The sequence below is a fragment of the Ferribacterium limneticum genome (assembly GCF_020510585.1).
Taxonomy (GTDB): Bacteria; Pseudomonadota; Gammaproteobacteria; order Burkholderiales; family Rhodocyclaceae; genus Azonexus.
The window spans coordinates 867,140-886,025 of the sequence record NZ_CP075190.1; the positions used below are offsets into that span (position 1 = coordinate 867,140).

15 protein-coding genes are annotated in these 18,886 nt (G+C 55.2%); all 15 read left to right on the forward strand.

Features of this window, described 5'->3' with window-relative positions; all coding sequences use genetic code 11:
* Window positions 1-19 precede the first annotated feature (19 nt).
* The 15 genes from motB to KI613_RS04235 all read left to right on the forward strand — a co-directional run bounded on the left by motB (window position 20) and on the right by KI613_RS04235 (window position 18,813).
* Entirely contained in the window at window positions 20-967 is a 948-nt protein-coding gene (motB, locus tag KI613_RS04150; protein WP_226403950.1) for a flagellar motor protein MotB, read from the forward strand.
* A 278-nt stretch (window positions 968-1,245) separates the two neighbouring features.
* Complete coding sequence (locus tag KI613_RS04155) at window positions 1,246-1,611, forward strand: response regulator (protein ID WP_226403951.1); 366 nt, start codon at window positions 1,246-1,248, stop codon at window positions 1,609-1,611.
* Window positions 1,612-1,697: 86 nt separating this feature from the next.
* Window positions 1,698-4,043, forward strand: coding sequence for a chemotaxis protein CheW (locus KI613_RS04160; protein WP_226403952.1), 2,346 nt, complete (start codon window positions 1,698-1,700; stop codon window positions 4,041-4,043).
* Window positions 4,044-4,058: 15 nt separating this feature from the next.
* On the forward strand, window positions 4,059-4,559 hold the full coding sequence (locus KI613_RS04165; protein ID WP_226403953.1) for a chemotaxis protein CheW: 501 nt from the start codon (window positions 4,059-4,061) through the stop codon (window positions 4,557-4,559).
* Window positions 4,560-4,587: 28 nt separating this feature from the next.
* Window positions 4,588-7,281 carry a methyl-accepting chemotaxis protein gene (locus KI613_RS21275; protein ID WP_319004088.1) on the forward strand — a complete coding sequence of 898 codons (2,694 nt, stop codon included), beginning with the start codon at window positions 4,588-4,590 and terminating at the stop codon, window positions 7,279-7,281.
* A 25-nt stretch (window positions 7,282-7,306) separates the two neighbouring features.
* Window positions 7,307-10,528, forward strand: a complete 3,222-nt coding sequence (locus tag KI613_RS21280) for a Cache 3/Cache 2 fusion domain-containing protein (RefSeq protein WP_319004089.1) — start codon at window positions 7,307-7,309, stop codon at window positions 10,526-10,528.
* Window positions 10,529-10,530: 2 nt separating this feature from the next.
* Complete coding sequence (locus tag KI613_RS04195; RefSeq protein WP_226403954.1) at window positions 10,531-11,433, forward strand: CheR family methyltransferase; 903 nt, start codon at window positions 10,531-10,533, stop codon at window positions 11,431-11,433.
* A gap of 12 nt (window positions 11,434-11,445) precedes the next feature.
* Window positions 11,446-12,051, forward strand: coding sequence for a chemoreceptor glutamine deamidase CheD (gene cheD / locus KI613_RS04200; protein WP_226403955.1), 606 nt, complete (start codon window positions 11,446-11,448; stop codon window positions 12,049-12,051).
* A 53-nt stretch (window positions 12,052-12,104) separates the two neighbouring features.
* Entirely contained in the window at window positions 12,105-13,145 is a 1,041-nt protein-coding gene (locus KI613_RS04205) for a protein-glutamate methylesterase/protein-glutamine glutaminase (protein WP_226403956.1), read from the forward strand.
* Between the two features lie 77 nt (window positions 13,146-13,222).
* On the forward strand, window positions 13,223-13,528 hold the full coding sequence (locus tag KI613_RS04210) for an STAS domain-containing protein (RefSeq protein WP_226403957.1): 306 nt from the start codon (window positions 13,223-13,225) through the stop codon (window positions 13,526-13,528).
* Window positions 13,529-13,683: 155 nt separating this feature from the next.
* Window positions 13,684-14,652 (forward strand): chemotaxis protein, encoded by a 969-nt coding sequence (locus KI613_RS04215; protein WP_226403958.1) that lies wholly within the window; start codon window positions 13,684-13,686, stop codon window positions 14,650-14,652.
* 19 nt (window positions 14,653-14,671) lie between these two features.
* On the forward strand, window positions 14,672-15,607 hold the full coding sequence (locus KI613_RS04220; protein ID WP_226403959.1) for a chemotaxis protein: 936 nt from the start codon (window positions 14,672-14,674) through the stop codon (window positions 15,605-15,607).
* Window positions 15,608-15,631: 24 nt separating this feature from the next.
* Window positions 15,632-16,027: a chemotaxis response regulator CheY gene (gene cheY, locus KI613_RS04225; RefSeq protein ID WP_226403960.1), complete on the forward strand. Its 396-nt coding sequence runs from the start codon at window positions 15,632-15,634 to the stop codon at window positions 16,025-16,027.
* Window positions 16,028-16,036: 9 nt separating this feature from the next.
* Entirely contained in the window at window positions 16,037-16,891 is an 855-nt protein-coding gene (gene cheZ, locus KI613_RS04230; RefSeq protein WP_226403961.1) for a protein phosphatase CheZ, read from the forward strand.
* Between the two features lie 11 nt (window positions 16,892-16,902).
* On the forward strand, window positions 16,903-18,813 hold the full coding sequence (locus KI613_RS04235) for a chemotaxis protein CheA (protein WP_226403962.1): 1,911 nt from the start codon (window positions 16,903-16,905) through the stop codon (window positions 18,811-18,813).
* Window positions 18,814-18,886: the final 73 nt, after the last annotated feature.

An 18,886-nucleotide genomic window follows, 5' to 3' on the forward strand; every position in this document is an offset into this window, starting at 1 on the left:
CAGTCATTAGATAAATACGATGAGCGACGATTCGACACGCCCCATAATAATCAAGCGCAAGAAGGTTGTTGCCGGCGGAGCGCATGGTGGCGCCTGGAAGATCGCCTATGCCGACTTCGTGACGGCAATGATGGCCTTCTTCCTGTTGATGTGGCTGCTTGGCTCGACTGCCAAAGGTGACCTTCAGGGGATTGCCGATCATTTTCAGAATCCCCTGAAAGTTTCCATGCAGGGCGGTAGTGGTTCGGGCGATGCGACCAGCGTCCTTCAGGGAGGCGGGAAGGATTTGACGCGTCAGGCCGGGCAAGTCAAGCGCGGCGATGTCGAGGCCAAGAAATCGACTTCATTCTCCAAGGAGGCTCAGGCCGAGTTTCGCCGCAAGGAGCAGGAGCGCCTGGAGAGCCTGAAGGCCGATATCGAAAAAATGATCGAGCAAAGCCCGCAGTTGGCTCAGTTCAAGAAGCAGATGCTGCTTGATATAACCTCCGAGGGCCTGCGCATCCAGATCATCGACGAGCAGAACCGGCCGATGTTTGATTCCAGTAGCGCGGACCTCAAGCCTTACACGCGCGATATCCTGCGCCAGATCGGTCAGGCGCTGAACGGGGTTGCAAATAGAATCAGTCTGGCCGGACACACCGATGCATCGCAGTTTTCGGGTGGCGAAAAGGGCTTCTCAAACTGGGAGCTCTCTGCCAATCGGGCGAATGCGTCCCGGCGCGAGTTGGTCCTTGGTGGCATGGACGACAGCAAGGTCATACGTGTTGTCGGCCTCGCTTCGACAGTTCTTTTCGACAAAAACGACCCGCTGAATTCTGTTAATCGCAGAATCAGTATCGTTGTCCTGAATCGCAAGACAGAGCTTGCCATTTTGCAGGAAGAAGGGCCCGAGTCCGAGTCCGGCGAGGAGGGGCTCCTTCCAGAGGGTTTAAAGCTGCCTGCCAGTGGAAAAGGTACCGCCGGATAGCAGGTCGGTGTCTTGCGCCAAGTGACTTGCACCATCAAGCGGCAACAGAAAGCTTCGTTTGATCGAACTGGGCCGATCCCTGCCAGCGTTGGCAAGCCATCCCGGGAAAACAAGGATCAGCCGGAAATATAGGCTCCTCTCTCGGTCATCTATTCGCACGTTGACCATATTTCGCAAAAAACCAGTGTCGCTTCGCAAAAAATGGACAATAATCCTGTTGGTCAAACCGGCTTCGCCAGCGGCGGAGTTGCGTTGTTCTGATTTTTCACGAGGAAAAAATGGCAAAAACCATTCTTGCAGTTGACGACTCCGCATCCATCCGTCAGATGGTCTCCTTTACCTTGAAGAGTGCCGGTTACGACGTGGTTGAAGCCGTCGATGGGCAGGATGGCCTCGACAAAGCCAAAACCAAAAGTATCAATCTGGTTTTGACTGACCAGAACATGCCTCGGATGGATGGGCTGACCTTGATAAAAAGTCTTCGGGGACTGCCGCAGTACGCATCGACCCCCATTCTGATGCTGACTACCGAGTCTTCGGATGCGATGAAATCGCAAGGGCGTGCAGCCGGTGCCACCGGTTGGCTGGTCAAGCCCTTCGACCCCCAAAAACTGATTGAAGTCGTACGCAAGGTGATCGGCTAAGCGAAGCCGGCGGACCTGTAACAGGGCAGGTCTTTTGCATTCAATTTTCGGTCTTCCATTTGTAGGTGCCGAGATCAGGGGGTGGCATGACTATCGATATGAGTCAGTTCTACCAGGTATTTTTTGAGGAATCGGCAGAGCACTTGGCAACAATGGAAGGGCTGCTGCTTGAACTGGACGTCGAAAATCCGGATTCAGAGCAACTCAATGCCATTTTTCGCGCTGCTCACTCCATCAAGGGAAGTGCGGGAACGTTCGGCTTTACAGATCTGGCCGAGACGACTCACATCCTGGAGAACCTGCTCGACCGCATTCGCAAGCAGGAGCTGGGATTGCGGGCCGATATGGTGGACGCCTTTCTTGAATCAGGCGATCTGCTGCGCGACATGCTCGAGGCCCATCAGGGGCGAGGAGTGGTCGATCCAAAGCGAGTTGAGTCGATTTGTGCTCGCCTTCGTCAGTTGTCGGCTGACGATGCTGCGCCTGTCGCGCCGCCGTCCCGTGCGATGTCAGTCAATGTGGCAAGCGCTCAGGAAAACCTTGTTAGCAAGCGTACTTTCGATATCCAGTTTGTCCCGACCGATGTGTCAGCCCGCGGCCACGGTGTTTCCAATCTTCTCGATGAGCTGCGCTCTCTGGGAGCTTTGGAAATACTGAGTCAGCCGGCATCTGATATGAACAATGTCGGCTACTGGCAGCTTCGGTTGCTTACCGCGGCTGGTCCGGATGCCTTTTCTGATCAAATTGATTTTATTGCGGAGAATGGTGCATGGCGTGTAGTTGAAGAAACTGCAGCCGACGACGAGGGGGGGGCTTTCGGTTTCTTTGGGGATTCGCCAGGGGCGCCAGTGGAAGACCCCGGTTATGGTTTCTTTGCCCCGTTGGATGCTTCGACAAGCGCTCCTGCTGTTCCTGGGGCAACAGTGGCCGAAGATGATTCGTATGGGTTTTTCGATCCGCTGCCACAGGCCGGTGGCAGCGTGTCTGCCGTCAATGCCGCCTTGAGCGAAGATGAAGATGGCTACGGCTTCTTCGCGCCGCTCCCTTCTCATGCTTGTGCACAGCCCTTGGCCGAGGAGGGGGATGGATTCGGGTTTTTTGAGCCGCTGCTACCTGTTCCTGCTCAGGTGCAGCCTGTTTCGTCTGTCACCTCAACTGGTGGCGCTTCGGCTCAGATGCCTGCGGAAAAGAAAGCAAGTGAACCGCTTCCTCGTGCAGCCAAGTCGGCGACCCCAACGGCGGCGGGAGATTCGTCGATTCGCGTCAGTGTCGAGAAAGTCGACCAGTTGATCAATCTGGTTGGCGAACTGGTCATCACGCAGGCCATGCTGCTCCAGTCGGCAGCGCAGATGCAGGAAGGCGCGCCGGAGCGTCTGGTCAACGGCTTGGCTCAACTGGAGCGCAATACCCGCGATTTGCAGGAATCGGTAATGTCCATCCGGATGATGCAGATTTCCTTCGTGTTTTCACGTTTTCCGCGCGTGGTCCGTGATCTTTCAGGCAAGTTAGGCAAGCAGGTCGAGTTGAAGACATCCGGAGAAACCACTGAACTCGATAAGGGGCTAATCGAGCGGATTGCCGATCCGCTGACTCACCTGATTCGCAATAGCCTGGATCACGGTATCGAATTGCCGGAAACGCGGATTGCCGCAGGCAAGAGTCCAGTCGGGACTATTACCTTGAAGGCCTACCATCAGGGCGGGAATATCGTCATCGAGGTGGGTGACGATGGGGCTGGCTTGCCACGCAACAAGATATTGGCCAAGGCTCGTGAGCGCGGACTACCGGTTTCCGATCAGATGACTGATTCCGATGTTTTTAATCTTATTTTCGAAGCAGGCTTCTCAACGGCCGATCAGGTGACTGACGTATCGGGGCGTGGCGTGGGAATGGATGTCGTCCGCCGCAATATTCAGTCTATGGGGGGGCGCGTAGAGATTGAATCGATGTTGGGTGTCGGCACGCGGATGACGGTTCGTTTGCCGCTGACATTGGCCATTCTCGATGGAATGTCCATCGCTGTTGGTGACCAGACCTACATTTTGCCCCTTTCCTATGTGATGGAGTCGTTTCAGCCACAGACTGGCGACATCAAGACGCTATCCAATCAGGCACGCGTCATTCAGGTTCGCGGCGAGTATCTGCCCGTCGTGGTATTGCACGAATTGTTCAATATCAAGTCGCATTCGAGCAATTTCGCACAAGGCATCATGGTTGTTGTTGATGCCGATGGCATTAAGGCCGCGCTCTTCGTTGATGCGCTGGTTGGACAGCACCAGGTGGTCATCAAGAGCCTGGAGGCAAACTATCGCCGCGTGCAGGGGATTTCCGGCGCGACCATCATGGGCGATGGCCATGTGGCGCTCATTCTGGATGTGTCGGCCATCGCCGGCATGGCGAAGACAAGTCTGCAGAAGTTGGCTGACGGTTGAATTGAGGAGCAAGAGATGGAAACGATGAGCCATGGCAGCAGCACGGCAAACGAAGAAGACCTGGTGTCTAGTGAGTACCTGACCTTCACCTTGGGTAGCGAAGAGTATGCAATCGATATCCTCAAGGTTCAGGAGATTCGAGGCTACGAGCCGCCAACGCTGATCGCCAATGCCCCGCCATTTATAAAGGGGGTGATCAATCTGCGCGGCATTATCGTGCCCGTCGTTGATCTGCGTATCAAGTTCAACCTCGGCAAGATCGAATACACCCCCTTCACTGTGGTCATCATCCTAAATGTTGCCGGGCGTGTCATCGGCGCTGTGGTCGACAGCGTTTCTGATGTGTTTTCTCTGACGCGCTCGCAGATTCGCCAAGCACCTGATTTTTCCGGGACTTTCGATACTAAATACATCCTTGGCCTGGCCACGGTCGATTCACGCATGATGATTGTGACGGATATCGAACGGCTGATGACCAGTGCTGATATGGCGCTCATCGATTCGGCCAGCGAGTAACGCACAGCCCTCATTCAGGAGCCGTAGCATGTTGAATTTACGCAATTACAAGATTGGCACCCGTCTGATCATGACGACAGTCGGTGCCTTGGCGCTGATGATCGCCTTTGTGGCCATTGCTTGGCTCAGCCTGAATTCGATTAGCGGCAAAGTCGATCACATAGCGAACAACAACATCAAGAAAACCGAACTGGCCGTCAACATGCGTACGCGCAATCTGTTGATTGACAGGCATGTGCGTACGGCAATGATCCATGAGGAAATCGACAAGCAGCTAGGTGAGGAGAAGCAGGTTAACGCCGAACTCCTGGCCTACATGGAGTCCGAAAAACAGATCGGGGAATCAGTGGGCTCGACGCGCGGGAGGGGAATACATGAGCGCATCGTGCTGGCCAGAAAAGAGGCCGAAGTTTCTATTTCCCGGATGTTTGTGCTGATCAGGGCAGGGAACCGACCGGAACTTGAAGATCATTTCTTCAATGCCTTTCGCCCAAAAATGCAGGTCTGGTTCGAAGCGGCTGACGAAATGCTACAGCTGCAAAAAGAGAACAATCTTCGGGATGTAGCCGAGATAGACACGGTCAAATCGCGTGTTCAAACCATCATGTCGCTAATGGTAGGCTTGGCACTGATCATTATGATTCCAGCAGGTCTGTGGGTTACTCGCAAGATTACCGGCCCGCTGGACGAGGCGGTCGGTGTCGCCGATGCGGTTGCGGCAGGTAATCTGGAAAATAGTATTGATGTCAGCGGAAAAGACGAAACCGCGCATTTAATGAGTGCGCTAAGCCGCATGCAGGACGATCTCAGGGCGCGTACTGCAGCGGAACGCAAGGTGGCCAATGAGGCCCTTCGCATCAAAGTAGCCCTGGATGTGACTTCAAATAGCGTGATGGTTGCCGATCCTGATGGTGTGATCGTATATTGCAACGCGGCTGTACTTGAAATGATGCGCGTTGCCGAGGCTGATATCCGCAAGGATTTGCCGTCGTTCAGAGCCAATACAATTCTTGGGTCGAATTTCGATATCTATCACAAGAATACGGCGTATCAGAGCAAGCTGCTGGCTGGACTCAAGGGCATGCATCGCGCACAAATAATGGTCGGTGGTCGTACTTTCAAGTTGGTGGCCAGCCCTATAGTCAACGAGCGGAATGAGCGTCTCGGTACGGTTGTCGAGTGGACTGATCGCACCGCCGAGGTGGCTGTTGAGGAAGAGGTCAGCAGCATTATTGCGGCTGCGGCTTCCGGTGATTTCTCGCGGCGTATCGATGCAAGTGAGATGAGTGGCTTTTTCCGGCAGATTTCTACTGGCATCAACGATCTCCTCGAAGTGAATAGCCAGGCCTTGGGCGATGTCGGAGCCATGTTGACCCGTCTTTCGCAAGGTGACCTGACCCGCAAGATCGACACCGAATATCAAGGTGTCCTTGGCCGGCTGAAGGATGATGCCAATGTCACGGTCGACAACCTGCAGGAGATTATTTTCTCGATAAAGAGCGCAACAGATGCGATCAATATAGCTGCACAGGAAATTGCCAGCGGCAACCAGGATCTTTCGGGGCGCACCGAGCAGCAGGCGTCGAGCCTTGAAGAAACGGCCTCGAGCATGGAGCAACTGACCAGCACGGTTAAACAGAATGCCGACAACGCCCGCCAGGCTAACGAACTGGCGAACAGTGCGCAGCGGGTGGCAGAAAAAGGCGGGAAGGTGGTTGGGCAGGTAGTGGAAACCATGGGGGCAATTCATCAGGCCTCAAACAGGATTTCCGACATCATCAGCGTTATCGACGGTATCGCTTTCCAGACCAACATCTTGGCGCTCAATGCAGCGGTTGAAGCGGCTCGCGCCGGAGAGCAGGGTCGCGGTTTTGCCGTGGTGGCGACTGAGGTACGAAATCTCGCCCAGCGCAGCGCAGCAGCGGCCAAGGAAATCAAGACCCTGATTTCCGACTCCGTCGAAAAGGTGCAAACCGGTGGACGTTTGGTCGATCAGGCGGGGCAAACCATGGGTGAGGTTGTGGCGAGCATCCAGCGTGTAGCCAGGATCATGTCCGATATTTCTAATGCCAGCCGTGAACAGACGGCGGGTATAGAGCAGGTTGGTTTTGCAGTAGGGCAGATGGATGAAATGACTCAGCAAAATGCCGCACTGGTCGAGCAGGCAGCTGCAGCAGCCGAAAGCCTGGAAGAACAGGCACGTAACCTGGCAGAGTCGGTCGCTGTATTCCGTCTTTCTGGTGGACTGGTTATTCAAGGGCAGGCAGAACTTGCCGGGCTGGACTTTGATGGCGCGATAGCCGCGCATGGCAAATGGAAGCAACGCCTGCTTGATTACGTGGCAGGTGGTGGAGAACAGCTTGATCCGGCTGTAGTTGGTCGTGACGACCAGTGTGCTCTCGGCTGCTGGATTCACGGCGATGGTCGCGCGTTGCGTGGCAATGCAGGATATACCGAACTCAAGGGCGAGCATGCGGGCTTCCATCGTTGTGCGGCGGATGTAATACGTACCCAATTGGCGGGCAATAGTGATGGCGCACGGGCGCAAATCTCCGGCGAGTTTTCGAATAGATCGGCGCGGGTCATCGGATTGTTGCAGAGCATGCGCCATGGCGGAAAAAGTGCTCCTCCCCTGCAGCTGGCTGTAGCTGCTCCACGGAACATCTCCTCCGTCAAGATGCCGGCGCACGCCGTGCCTGATGACGAGTGGGAAGAGTTCTAAAACGACAGGTTCATAGAGAAAAACGATGCGAAATAACCAGCCTGTGACCGATGTGGAAGTCGAACTTGATGAGCACACCCTTATTGCCTCCAAGACTGACCTCGAGGGGCGGATTACCTATGTCAACAAAGCCTTCATCGACATCAGCGGTTTTTCTGAATCGGAGCTGATCGGACAGCCACACAACCTTCTCCGTCATCCGGACATGCCAGCCGAGGCCTTTGCCGATCTTTGGCGGGATATCAAGGATGGCCGTCCATGGAGCGGCGTGGTCAAGAATCGCTGCAAGAATGGGGACTATTACTGGGTTCTGGCCAACGTAACGCCATTACGTGAAAACGGTACAGCGGTTGGTTTTATGTCCGTACGTCGGAAGGCGAGCGCGCAGCAGATTTCAGCTGCTCAGGCGGCGTACGCCGAGATCCGTGAAAAACGTGCTGGTGGCAAGGAGATCCGCCACGGAAATGTGGTTAGCGGTGGGCCTGTAGGTCTCATGCGTCGCTGGATATCCAATGCATCGTCGTCTAAAAAAATCGTACTGGGCATGTTGCTGGGGTTCGGCGTCATTCTTGGTGGCGCAACTACGTTGCTCGGGAATCATCTGGCGACGCTGCTTGATGCCCAGGGGCGCGAAAGTCTGAGAAACGATGTGGGGCTGCTCAGGGCCATGGTTGAGACGAACCTTGTGGCTCTCCGCAAAGAGGCTGTTCAATTGAATCGTGGCTTCGCAATGTCGTTTCAGGATGAGATCGTTCTTGAGGGGGCTGATGAGTTGGCTGTGTTGCGGCTGGCCAGAGGGGATGTCCTGAATGGAAAGTTCGACATAGTTGATCGTTTTACTGAAAAAACAGGTGCGGTTTCAACAATTTTCATTCGCAAGGGTGATGACTTCACCAGGATCTCAACCTCAGTCAAAAAAGAGAATGGAGAGCGTGCCGTTGGTACAAGTCTGGCCAAGGATCACCCCGCGCTTGCTCAGCTATTAACCGGGAAGTCCTATGTGGGGCGCGCCAATCTATTCGGCAAGGCGTTCTTCACCAGCTATACACCTATCTTTGCAAGGAATGGCACGGTGATCGGGGCCACGTTTATCGGGCTCGATATCTCGACAGAGCTGGAAGCGCTCAAAAAGCAGATTCGTTCACTGAAAGTCGGAGAAACCGGTTACTACTACGTGCTTGATGCCAGTCCGGGCAAGGATTTTGGCAATCTCATCGTGCATCCGGCCAAAGAGGGGACCAATGTTCTCGGTGCCAAGGATGCGGGTGGTCGCGAGTTCATTCGCGAAATGCTGGAACGTGGCAGCGGTGATATCAGTTATCCATGGCTCAATACCGAACTGGGCGATACGGCAACCCGGGAAAAAATTGTCGTATTCGATACCTTGCCTGATACCAAGTGGCTGATTGCTGGCGGCACTTATCTGGAAGAGTTCCACGCCCTTTCAAGCCAGGTGACTCGCTTTGTCATGGTGGGCGGATTTGTCCTGGCGCTGCTGCTTGCAGCCTTCCTCTATCTGCTCATAACAAAGCTGATTGTCAGGCCACTACAGCAAAAGGTTCTGCCGGTATTTAACGAGTTGGCGGAAGGCCGATACGATACGCAACTGGATGTCGGGGCGAATGATGAGGTCGGCCAAGTGCTGCAGGGGCTTCAATCAATGCAAATGCAGCAAGGGTTCAATGTTGCCGAGGCGCAGCGAATAGCCAACGACAATCTGCGTATTCGCATTGCGCTTGATTGCGTCTCGGCCAATCTGCGGATTGCCGATGACGACGGCACGGTGATCTACGCCAACAAGGGGCTGCTGAGCACATTGCGCCAGATCGAGCCCGGTCTACGTGAACAGCAGCCGAACTTTACGGTCGACGGGTTTATCGGCAGCAATATCGGGGTGTTTTATCAGGACCCGGAGGCCGCTCTCAAGAGCCTGCGCGAACTACAGGGAACACGCCAGAGTGAGCTCGATATCGGTCGTCGGATCTATAACATCATCACCAACCCGATCGTGAATGACCGTGGCCAGCGCCTTGGCACCGTTGGCGAATGGGTTGATCGCACCGCTGAACTGAATGCGCAGCGCTCGGTGGCGGCGCTTGTCTCACAGGCGTCGGCCGGGGATCTTGAGGCCCGCCTGGACACCTCGACGCTGGAAGGGTTCTACAAGGAGCTTGGTACCGGCATCAATAGCTTGGTCGAAACCAGCGGGGCGGCGATTGGCGAGATTGCCAATTTGCTGTCCCGAGTGGCCGATGGAGACCTGACCCAGACGTTGACCAGCACGTATCAAGGGACCTTTGGCCGTTTGCGCGATGATGCCAACCAGACAGTCACGAAGCTGCGCAATCTGGTCGGCGAGATTCAACTGTCGGCCCAAGCAATAAATACGGCCGCCAAGGAAATCGCCTCGGGCAACCACGATCTATCGGGGCGAACGGAGGAGCAGGCGAGCAGTCTCGAAGAGACGGCTTCAAGCATGGAGGAGCTGACCAGCACGGTGAAACAGAATGCCGATAACGCGCGTCAGGCCAACGAGCTGGCCGGTGCGGCACAAAAAGTTGCCGATAAGGGGGGCGAGGTTGTCGGCCAGGTGGTCAACACGATGAGCGCAATCCATCAGTCGAGCAGCAAGATTGCCGACATCATCGGGGTGATCGACGGCATTGCCTTCCAGACCAATATCCTCGCCCTCAACGCGGCGGTCGAGGCGGCGCGCGCGGGGGAACAGGGGCGTGGTTTTGCAGTGGTTGCCACCGAGGTGCGCAATCTGGCCCAGCGCAGCGCTGCTGCGGCGAAGGAAATCAAGGGGCTGATCTCCGATTCGGTCGAAAAAGTCGAAACGGGCAACAAGCTGGTCGACCAGGCGGGGCGGACGATGGAGGAGGTCGTCGCGAGCATCAAGCGCGTGGCCAAGATAATGGGGGATATTGCCGATGCCAGCAATGAGCAAAGCGCAGGCATCGAACAGGTCAGTTTCGCAGTAAATCAGATGGACGAGGTGACACAGCAGAATGCGGCGCTCGTCGAACAGGCGGCTGCGGCTGCGGAGAGCCTGGAAGAGCAGGCGCATCAACTGGCGATGACCGTCTCGGTTTTTCGAATTGCCGAGAGGAAAGAGGCGCCCCGTCTGGCGCCGCCGCTTCGCATCCAGCGTGAAGCTGCCTCAACAACGAATAGCGAGCGGCCTCGTGGCCCAAAGGCACCGGTGCTACAGGTCAGTCTTGACGATGAGTGGGAGGAGTTCTAGCCATGGTTGATTTCCGAAATCCGGCACCGCCAGCGTCGCCCCTTCGTTCATCGTTGTTGGCCGGCCTGCCGGCGCGTGATGGAAGTGCGCGGGAATTTACGTTTTCGACGACCGATTTTGAGCGTGTCCGCAAGCTGATCTATCAGCACGCCGGCATTTCGTTGTCACCGGTCAAGCAAGACATGGTGTATTCCCGCCTGGCCAGACGTCTTCGCGCGACGGGTATGCCTTCTTTCGCGGCGTATCTTGATGCCCTCGAGCGCAATGGCGGCGACGAGTGGGAGCGTTTTGTCAATTCGCTGACGACAAACTTGACCTCGTTTTTCCGCGAGCCGCATCACTTCCCGATATTTGCCGATCATCTGCGCAAGCTCGGCACCAAACGTCCGGTCCGGGTTTGGTGTTCGGCTGCGTCGACGGGCGAAGAGCCGTACTCGATCGCGATAACCGTGGCCGAAACCTTTGGTGCCAACGTTTCGCATATTTCTATCGTGGCCTCTGATCTCGATACCAATGTGCTGGCGACGGCAGAGAAAGGGGTTTATCCGATCGAGCGGGTTGAAAAGCTCTCGCCCGAACGCTTGCGTCAATTTTTTCTGCGCGGAACCGGTAGCCAGGAGGGTTTTGTCTCGGTTCGTCCCGAGTTGAAGCGGATGGTTTCGTTTCAGCGGATCAACCTTCTGGATGCCAATTATTCGGTCAAGGGGCCGCTTGACGTCATCTTCTGCCGAAATGTCATGATCTATTTCGACAAGCCGACGCAGTACAAGATTCTGTCGCGCTTCGCACCGATGATGCAGCCCGATGGCCTGATGTTCGCCGGCCATTCGGAAAGCTTCCTGCATGCGGCCGATCTTTTCAAGTCCCAGGGCAAGACAGTTTACGCCCTGGCAAATGCCCGATAGGGAAGGGGCTTGGTGCAACACTCCTACGACGAGCAACTAGCCAGCAATCGATACTTCGATCGAAAGTTCGGCCTTGAGGCCGCCAAGATATTGCCGGGCGAGTACTTTGTTTCCAGCAAGGATGCACTGTTGGTGACAGTTCTCGGTTCCTGTGTCGCTGCCTGTATTCGGGATCCGGATTTGGGCATTGGCGGGATGAATCATTTCATGTTGCCGGACGATGGCGGCAGGAGCCCGCTGGGCATGTCTGCCCGCTATGGCACCTATGCCATGGAGGTGTTGATCAATCATCTGCTCAAGCTTGGCGCACGACGCAACCGTCTCGAGGCCAAGGTGTTTGGTGGCGGAGCCGTCCTGGCCAGTCTGGCGAGCAGCAATGTGGGTGCCAAGAATGCGGAATTCGTACTTGATTTCCTGACAACGGAAAAGATTCCCGTTGTCGCCAAGGACCTGCTGGATTCATATCCGCGGAAAGTCTATTATTTTCCGCACTCAGGGCGTGTTCTGGTCAAAAAGCTGCACCGGGTGCATAACGAGACCCTGTTCAGCCGCGAAAACGATTACAAGGTACGCTTGAGCGGCTCCACCATCGAAGGCGATGTCGAATTGTTCGTTTGATACGGTCAACCGGAAAAAAGCGCCAATTTTAAAATCCACCTCAATAGATACTCATGAAAACTCGCGTCCTGGTTGTTGACGATTCGGCCTTAATGCGCGGTCTGTTGAGCCAGCTGATCGGCATGGCGCCCGATATGGAGGTGGTGGGGGCGGCGCCTGATGCCCAAACCGCCCGTGAAATGATCAAGGCGCTCAATCCGGATGTGGTGACCCTCGATGTCCAGATGCCGAAAATGGGCGGGCTTGAGTTTCTCGAGCGCCTGATGCGCTTGCGGCCCATGCCTGTCGTCATGGTTTCGTCGTTTACCGAGTCTGGCTCCGACACCACGCTGAAAGCCCTTGAGCTGGGCGCAATTGATTTTATAGGCAAGCCACGGGCCGATAGTGGCAGGAGCATGGAAAACTATGGAGAAGATCTGGTCGAAAAAATCCGTGCCGCAAAAGGCGCGCGTTTGCGTACCTCAATGAGTTCGTCCACCGCTTCACCGTCGTTGTCGACACCGACCAGACCTGGCTTGGCCGCGAGTGGAAAGCTCATCTTTGTCGGCGCCTCGACCGGCGGCACCGAGGCAATCAAGGAGTTTCTCCTGGGTATTCCCGCTGATTGTCCCCCCATCCTCATCGTGCAGCATATGCCCGAATCCTTCACGGCTTCCTTCGCCCGTCGCCTCGATTCTCTCTGCGCACCGCGCGTCATCGAGGCGCAAGGCAATGAAAAGATCGAGCCGGGCACCGTCTATGTTGCGCCAGGGCATTCCCATTTGTTGATTCGGCGGGGTAATTCCGGTTTCCTCACCGAACTGGCAGCGACCGCCCCCGTCAACCGCCATCGCCCTTCGGTCGATATGCTATTTGATTCAGCTGCTGCCTTGGTCGGACGCAAGGCTGTTGGCGTTATTCTTACCGGCATGGGCAAGGATGGCGCTCAAGGTTTGTTGCGCCTGCGTCAGGCGGGTGCAAGAACCTTTGGTCAGGATGAGACGAGTTGTGTTGTCTATGGAATGCCGCGCGAAGCCTTTCTGATCGGTGCGGTAGAGGAGCAGTGTTCGCTGGACGACATGGCGCGCCGGGTGCTTGGCGCAATTTGTGTGTAACAGGCCTGTCGGGCTTGTTGCCTATGGTCAAAGGATTAAACTAGGATTCGACTGACTTTTTTGGGATAGGAAAACAAATGCAGGCAAGTATTCTCAATGAATCCGGCAAGGTGATCATCAAACTGGCTGGACGTTTTGATTTCAATACCCACCGCGAATTTCGTGCTGCCTATGAGCCCCTCATTACCGATTCAACCGTTCGCTCGGTCGCCGTTGATTTCGCCGGGGTCGATTATCTTGATAGCTCGGCATTGGGCATGTTGTTGATGTTGCGCGACAAATTGGGTGGAGGAAACAAGGAGGTGGCACTGACCGGCGTTCGGGGTAACGTAAAACAGGTGCTAGATATTGCTAATTTTGGTAAATTGTTTCAAATTTCCTAAATGCTCGGTGTTGTTCGCCGTTAATGGAAGATGGGGTAGCACCCAGATGGTGCTGATAGCAGGTTCGTCGCCGGGTAACGACGGAGCAGGAAGTGAAGGTTGGATGGCTTCTTGCTGCCGAAGCAGCCGGATACGCAACATGCGAGAGGATGACAATGTCTGAGTTATTGAAGAATATCGATGCGCGAACAAAATTGGCGGGCACCAACAAGCTCGAGATTCTTTTGTTCTTTCTCGGCGTAGATCACCGTACCGGGCGTCGTGAAACCTATGGCATCAACGTCTTCAAGGTTCGTGAGGTCATGCGTACGCCTGTAATTACTGCAGCCCCTGATATGCCGCCCTCCGTTGAAGGCATGGTTAGTCTGCGCGGGGCTCTGGTGCCGGTGATTGACCTCGCCAAATACTCAGGGATATCCCCTGAGACGCCGCGCGAAATAATGATCGTGACCGAATATAACGGCCACACCCAAGGATTTCTGGTCGAAGGCGTCGATACTATCCTTCGTCTGGACTGGAGCAAGATGCGTGTTCCGCCGGAAATGCTGACTTCGCAGACCGGCGGGCTGGTGACTGCAGTGACCGAACTGGAGGACAACCGTCTGGTGATGATGATGGATGTCGAGAAGGTGCTTTCCGAAACCTCTAGTATCGACAACGAGATCATGTTCCGCGGGGTTGTTGCGGTCGACAAGCCGGATTGCACGGTTTTTTATTGCGATGACTCCAGTGTTGCGCGCAAGCAGATCGAGCGCACACTTGCTGCAATGGGGGTCAGGGGCATCTCGGCGGTAAATGGTCGTCAGATGTGGGAGGAGATGGAGAAGGTGGCGATCTATGCACAGTCGATCGGCAAACCAGCTTCGTCAATGATCAGCCTGATACTGACTGACATCGAAATGCCTGAAATGGATGGCTACATTCTGACCAAGAAAATCAAGTCCGATCCTCGATTCAACGGGATTCCAGTAATCATGCATTCGTCCTTGTCGGGGATGTCCAATCAAAAGCTGGGTGCATCGGTCGGCGTGGACGAGTACGTGCCAAAGTTTGAGCCCTTGCGCCTGTCCGAAACATTGGCCCGGCGGCTAGGCGTGGAAACTACGCCGGTTCGCGTGGCCTGAGAGATAGCGGGAGTTGACGATGGAACTCGTTGAAAACAAAAACCTGCTTGATAGTGTCGATGCTCGGACGCGACTGGCAGGTTCCAACAAGATGGAAATTCTGCTCTTCTCGCTCGGAACCCGCGAGATTTTCGGCATTAATGTGTTCAAGGTCAGAGAGGTTGGACGGACGCCGCACATAACCAAAACCCCCAATATGCCGCGTGGTGTCGAGGGGCTGATTTCCTTGCGCGGGAACGTCATCCCGGTCCTTTCGCTGGCCCCGTTCATGCAACTGGATGCGCCAGCCGGACTCGGCAAGACAATGATGGTGGCTGAGTATTCAAAACGAACCCTTGGCTTTCTGGTGCATGACGTTGATCGGATCATCCGTGTTGACTGGGAACGGGTGAAGGCGCCTGAAAGCGTACTGGCGACAAATCAGGGGCTGATTACCGCTGTTATCGAACTGGAAAGCGGTGGCCTGGTTTCCATCCTCGATGTCGAGCAGATTCTCGCCAATGCCTTCGGTGAAGCAATGATCGTGGACATTAGTCCGGCACGAGTTGATCCGGATACGAGCGTGTTTTTTGTCGATGACTCGATTGTGGCGCGGCGCAAAATTGCCGAAGTGCTTGATAAGCTTGGCGTGCGTCACAAGCATGCGACCAATGGCATGGAGGCTTGGACGCGCCTGCAGGGGATTGCTGCTCATGCTGTACAGATGGGGCAAAACATCCGCCAGGATATTCGTTTGATTCTGGTCGACGCCGAGATGCCCGAAATGGACGGCTACGTGTTGACCAAGAACATCAAATCCGACCCGCGTTTTGAAGGCGTACCGGTGGTCATGCACTCGTCGCTCTCCTCCGAGGCCAATCGAGCCATGGGGAAGTCGGTCGGCGTCGACGCCTATGTCGCAAAGTTTGATGCCGAGGCGCTTGCTGATACCTTGCGTCCGCTAATTGAACGATAACAAACCAAGTTTCTGGAGTAGTGCATGGCAGCTGATCCCAAAATGAAATTTCTGGTGGTGGACGATTTTTCCACCATGCGTCGAATTGTCCGAAACCTGCTGAAAGAGCTTGGTTTTACGAATGTCGATGAAGCCGAAGACGGCGCCATTGCGTTGCAGAAACTGCAGGGCGGTGGTTTCGAGTTTGTCGTAACCGACTGGAACATGCCGAATATGGATGGGCTGACCCTGCTGCAGTCAATTCGTGCGACGCCGAATCTGAAACATCTGCCGGTATTGATGATCACTGCTGAAGCCAAGAAGGAAAACATTATCGCAGCGGCTCAGTCGGGGGCGAGTGGCTACATCGTCAAGCCTTTTACCGCGGGAACGCTTTCGGAAAAGCTGAACAAGATTTTCGAAAAAATGGGTCAGGCGTAAGGGGGAAATATGTCTGCCAATAACGATTCCGATGATCTCGAAGCCCTCTTCGACTCAATTGCAGCGAGTAGCGCGCCAGTTCCAGATCAACCGAAGGTTACGCCGCCGGCATCTATAGCATCGTCTGACGCTGATAGCGATGATTTGCAAGCCTTGTTCGATAGTGTTGTCGCTGAGGCCGAGGTTGCAAATGTCAGCCCCGAGACATCCGCTGATGTCGGCAAGCAAGCGGGGGGCTCCGGAGAGGGATGGTCGCAACAGGAGGCTGTCTTCAATCGAATTGGGCACATGGCACGTGCGCTGCACGATACCCTGGGTTTGCTAGGCTACGACAAGTTGATCGAGAAGACCGTATCGGCGCTTCCTGACGCCAAGGACCGCCTCGCATACGTGGCCAATCTGACTGAGCAAGCTGCCTGCCGCGTCCTTAACGCGACTGATATAGCCAATCCGCTCATCGACGACATGGAGAATGGTGCGCTGGTGTTGGGCAAGCGTTGGGATAAGGTATTTGCCAATGAAATGGGGCCTGCCGAATTCAAGTTGCTGGCGGCAGACACGCGTGCATTCCTGAATGAGCAGCTTCCGCAGAAAACTCGCGAAACGCATGCTCAGTTGACTGAAATCATGATGGCTCAGGATTTCCAGGATTTGACTGGACAGGTTATCAAGAAAATTGTTGGCCTTGCCCATGAGCTTGAGTCTGGACTGATGACTGTCCTTATAGAGGTCTTGCCCGAAACCAAGCGCACTGAAGAAGTGGCCAGTCTGATGAATGGTCCGGTAATCAACGCCGAAGGGCGTACCGATGTTGTGGTTAATCAAGAGCAGGTCGATGACCTGCTGGACAGCCTCGGTTTCTGAGGAGGACAAAAATGAGCGACTTTGGCGGAATGGAAGATCTGCTGCAGGATTTCCTGCAGGAGGCCAATGATCTGTTGTCAGACGTCGACAACAAACTTGTTGATCTCGAAAAGATGCCCGATGATCGTGCGCTGCTGAACGACATTTTTCGTGGGTTTCACACTGTCAAAGGGGGGGCAGGCTTTCTCAATGCCACTGAGTTGGTGACGCTTTGCCATCTGACAGAAAATCTCTTCGATCGTCTGCGCAATGGCGAACTTGAACTGACTGCCGAGTTGATGGATGTCATCATGGATGCCACCAAGGGTGTCCGTGAAATGTTCGGTGAATTGGGGCAGATGGTTCAGCCGCAGCCCGCCGATCCGGCGGTGATCGCAGCACTTAAGGGGGTATTGAGCGGTGACTCAGCGGGCGTTGCCCATGCCGCCGTGGCCCCTTCTCCGGCTGCAGATGTCGCGCAGGAGCCGGTTTCTGCACCTGGCGAACCGGATTGGAATGCGTTGCATGCTGCCGTAACTGGCAAAGCTGCTTCTGTTGGACCGGCTCAGAGCGACGTGATCACTAAGGCTGAAGCGGCTATTGTGGAGTCGGTTGTTACTCCGACAGCGGTTGTGGCTCAGTCGGCCGTAGCCGCGTCGCCGTTTGGCCGGCGGACAACGGACAAGCCGGGTGGTCAGCCGACTTCTGCGCGGCGGGCCGAAGAGCGTGGCCGAGAAAATACGATTCGTGTTGATACGTCCCGACTGGATCAGGTCTTGAATCTGTCGGGTGAAATTGGTTTGACCAAGAACCGACTGACCAGCTTGCGGGCCGATATACTTGCCGGGAAAAATGACTCTGAAACCCTGCATGCGCTCGATCAGGCGGTAAGCCAGCTCGATCTTCTGGTGTCGGATTTGCAGAATTCGGTAATGAAGACACGGATGCAGCCGATTGGCCGGCTGTTCCAAAAATATCCGCGAATTGCCCGCGATCTCGCCCGGCAACTGGGTAAGGACGTCGAACTGGTCCTCGCTGGTGAGGAGACCGAAGTCGACAAGACCATGATCGAGGATCTTGCAGATCCGCTGATCCACCTGATCCGCAATGCGGTGGATCATGGGGTCGAGATGCCCGAAGAGCGCCAGGCTGCAGGGAAACCGCCAAAGAGCCTGGTACGCCTTGAGGCGCGTCAGGAAGGCGATCATATCGTCCTGATCATCGCAGACGACGGCAAGGGTATGAATGCGGAGCGTATTCGTGCCAAGGCGACGGAAAAAGGGCTGATTTCCGAGGAGGAGGCCAACACTCTCGATGAGCGCCAGAGTCTCAACCTGATTTTCATGCCAGGTTTCTCGACCAAAACCCAGATTTCCGATGTGTCGGGGCGCGGCGTGGGTATGGATGTGGTCAAGACCAACATCCAGAAGCTGAATGGCTCGATTGAAATCCGTTCGGAGCCAGGCAAGGGTTCGGTTTTCATCATTTCTCTGCCGCTAACGCTGGCTATCTTGCCGGTGCTGCTGGTGCTGCTTGGCGATCAGCCATTTGCATTGCCGCTGTCACTCGTGCGCGAAATATTGCCAATCGAGCAGAGTCGAATTCAGGAGGTGGGCGGCAAGGAAACTTTGGTCGTCAGAGGAGAGGTTCTACCGGTGATTACGTTGGCTCGCCTTCTCGGCTGGCCGCTTGAGCGATATCCCGAGTACGGGGTGTTCATGCAGACGGCAGAGCGCAGCTTCATTTTGGCGGTCGATAGCTTTGCTGGACGTGACGACGCGGTGATTAAATCACTTGAAGATTTCCGTCCAAAGGGTGTGGCAGGCGTTACGACGCTGTCCAATGGGCAGATCGTGTTGATTTTGGACATGAAAGAGTTGTTGTCCGATCTCGGTCAGCATTCCGATTTCGGTTCCGCAGTGCGGGCACTCGATTTCGCCTGATTCCTGTTTTCAGTCAACGAGTTGAGGGGGGAGCTTTGCTCCCTCTTTTTTTTGGAGTGTTTACTCTGTTGTC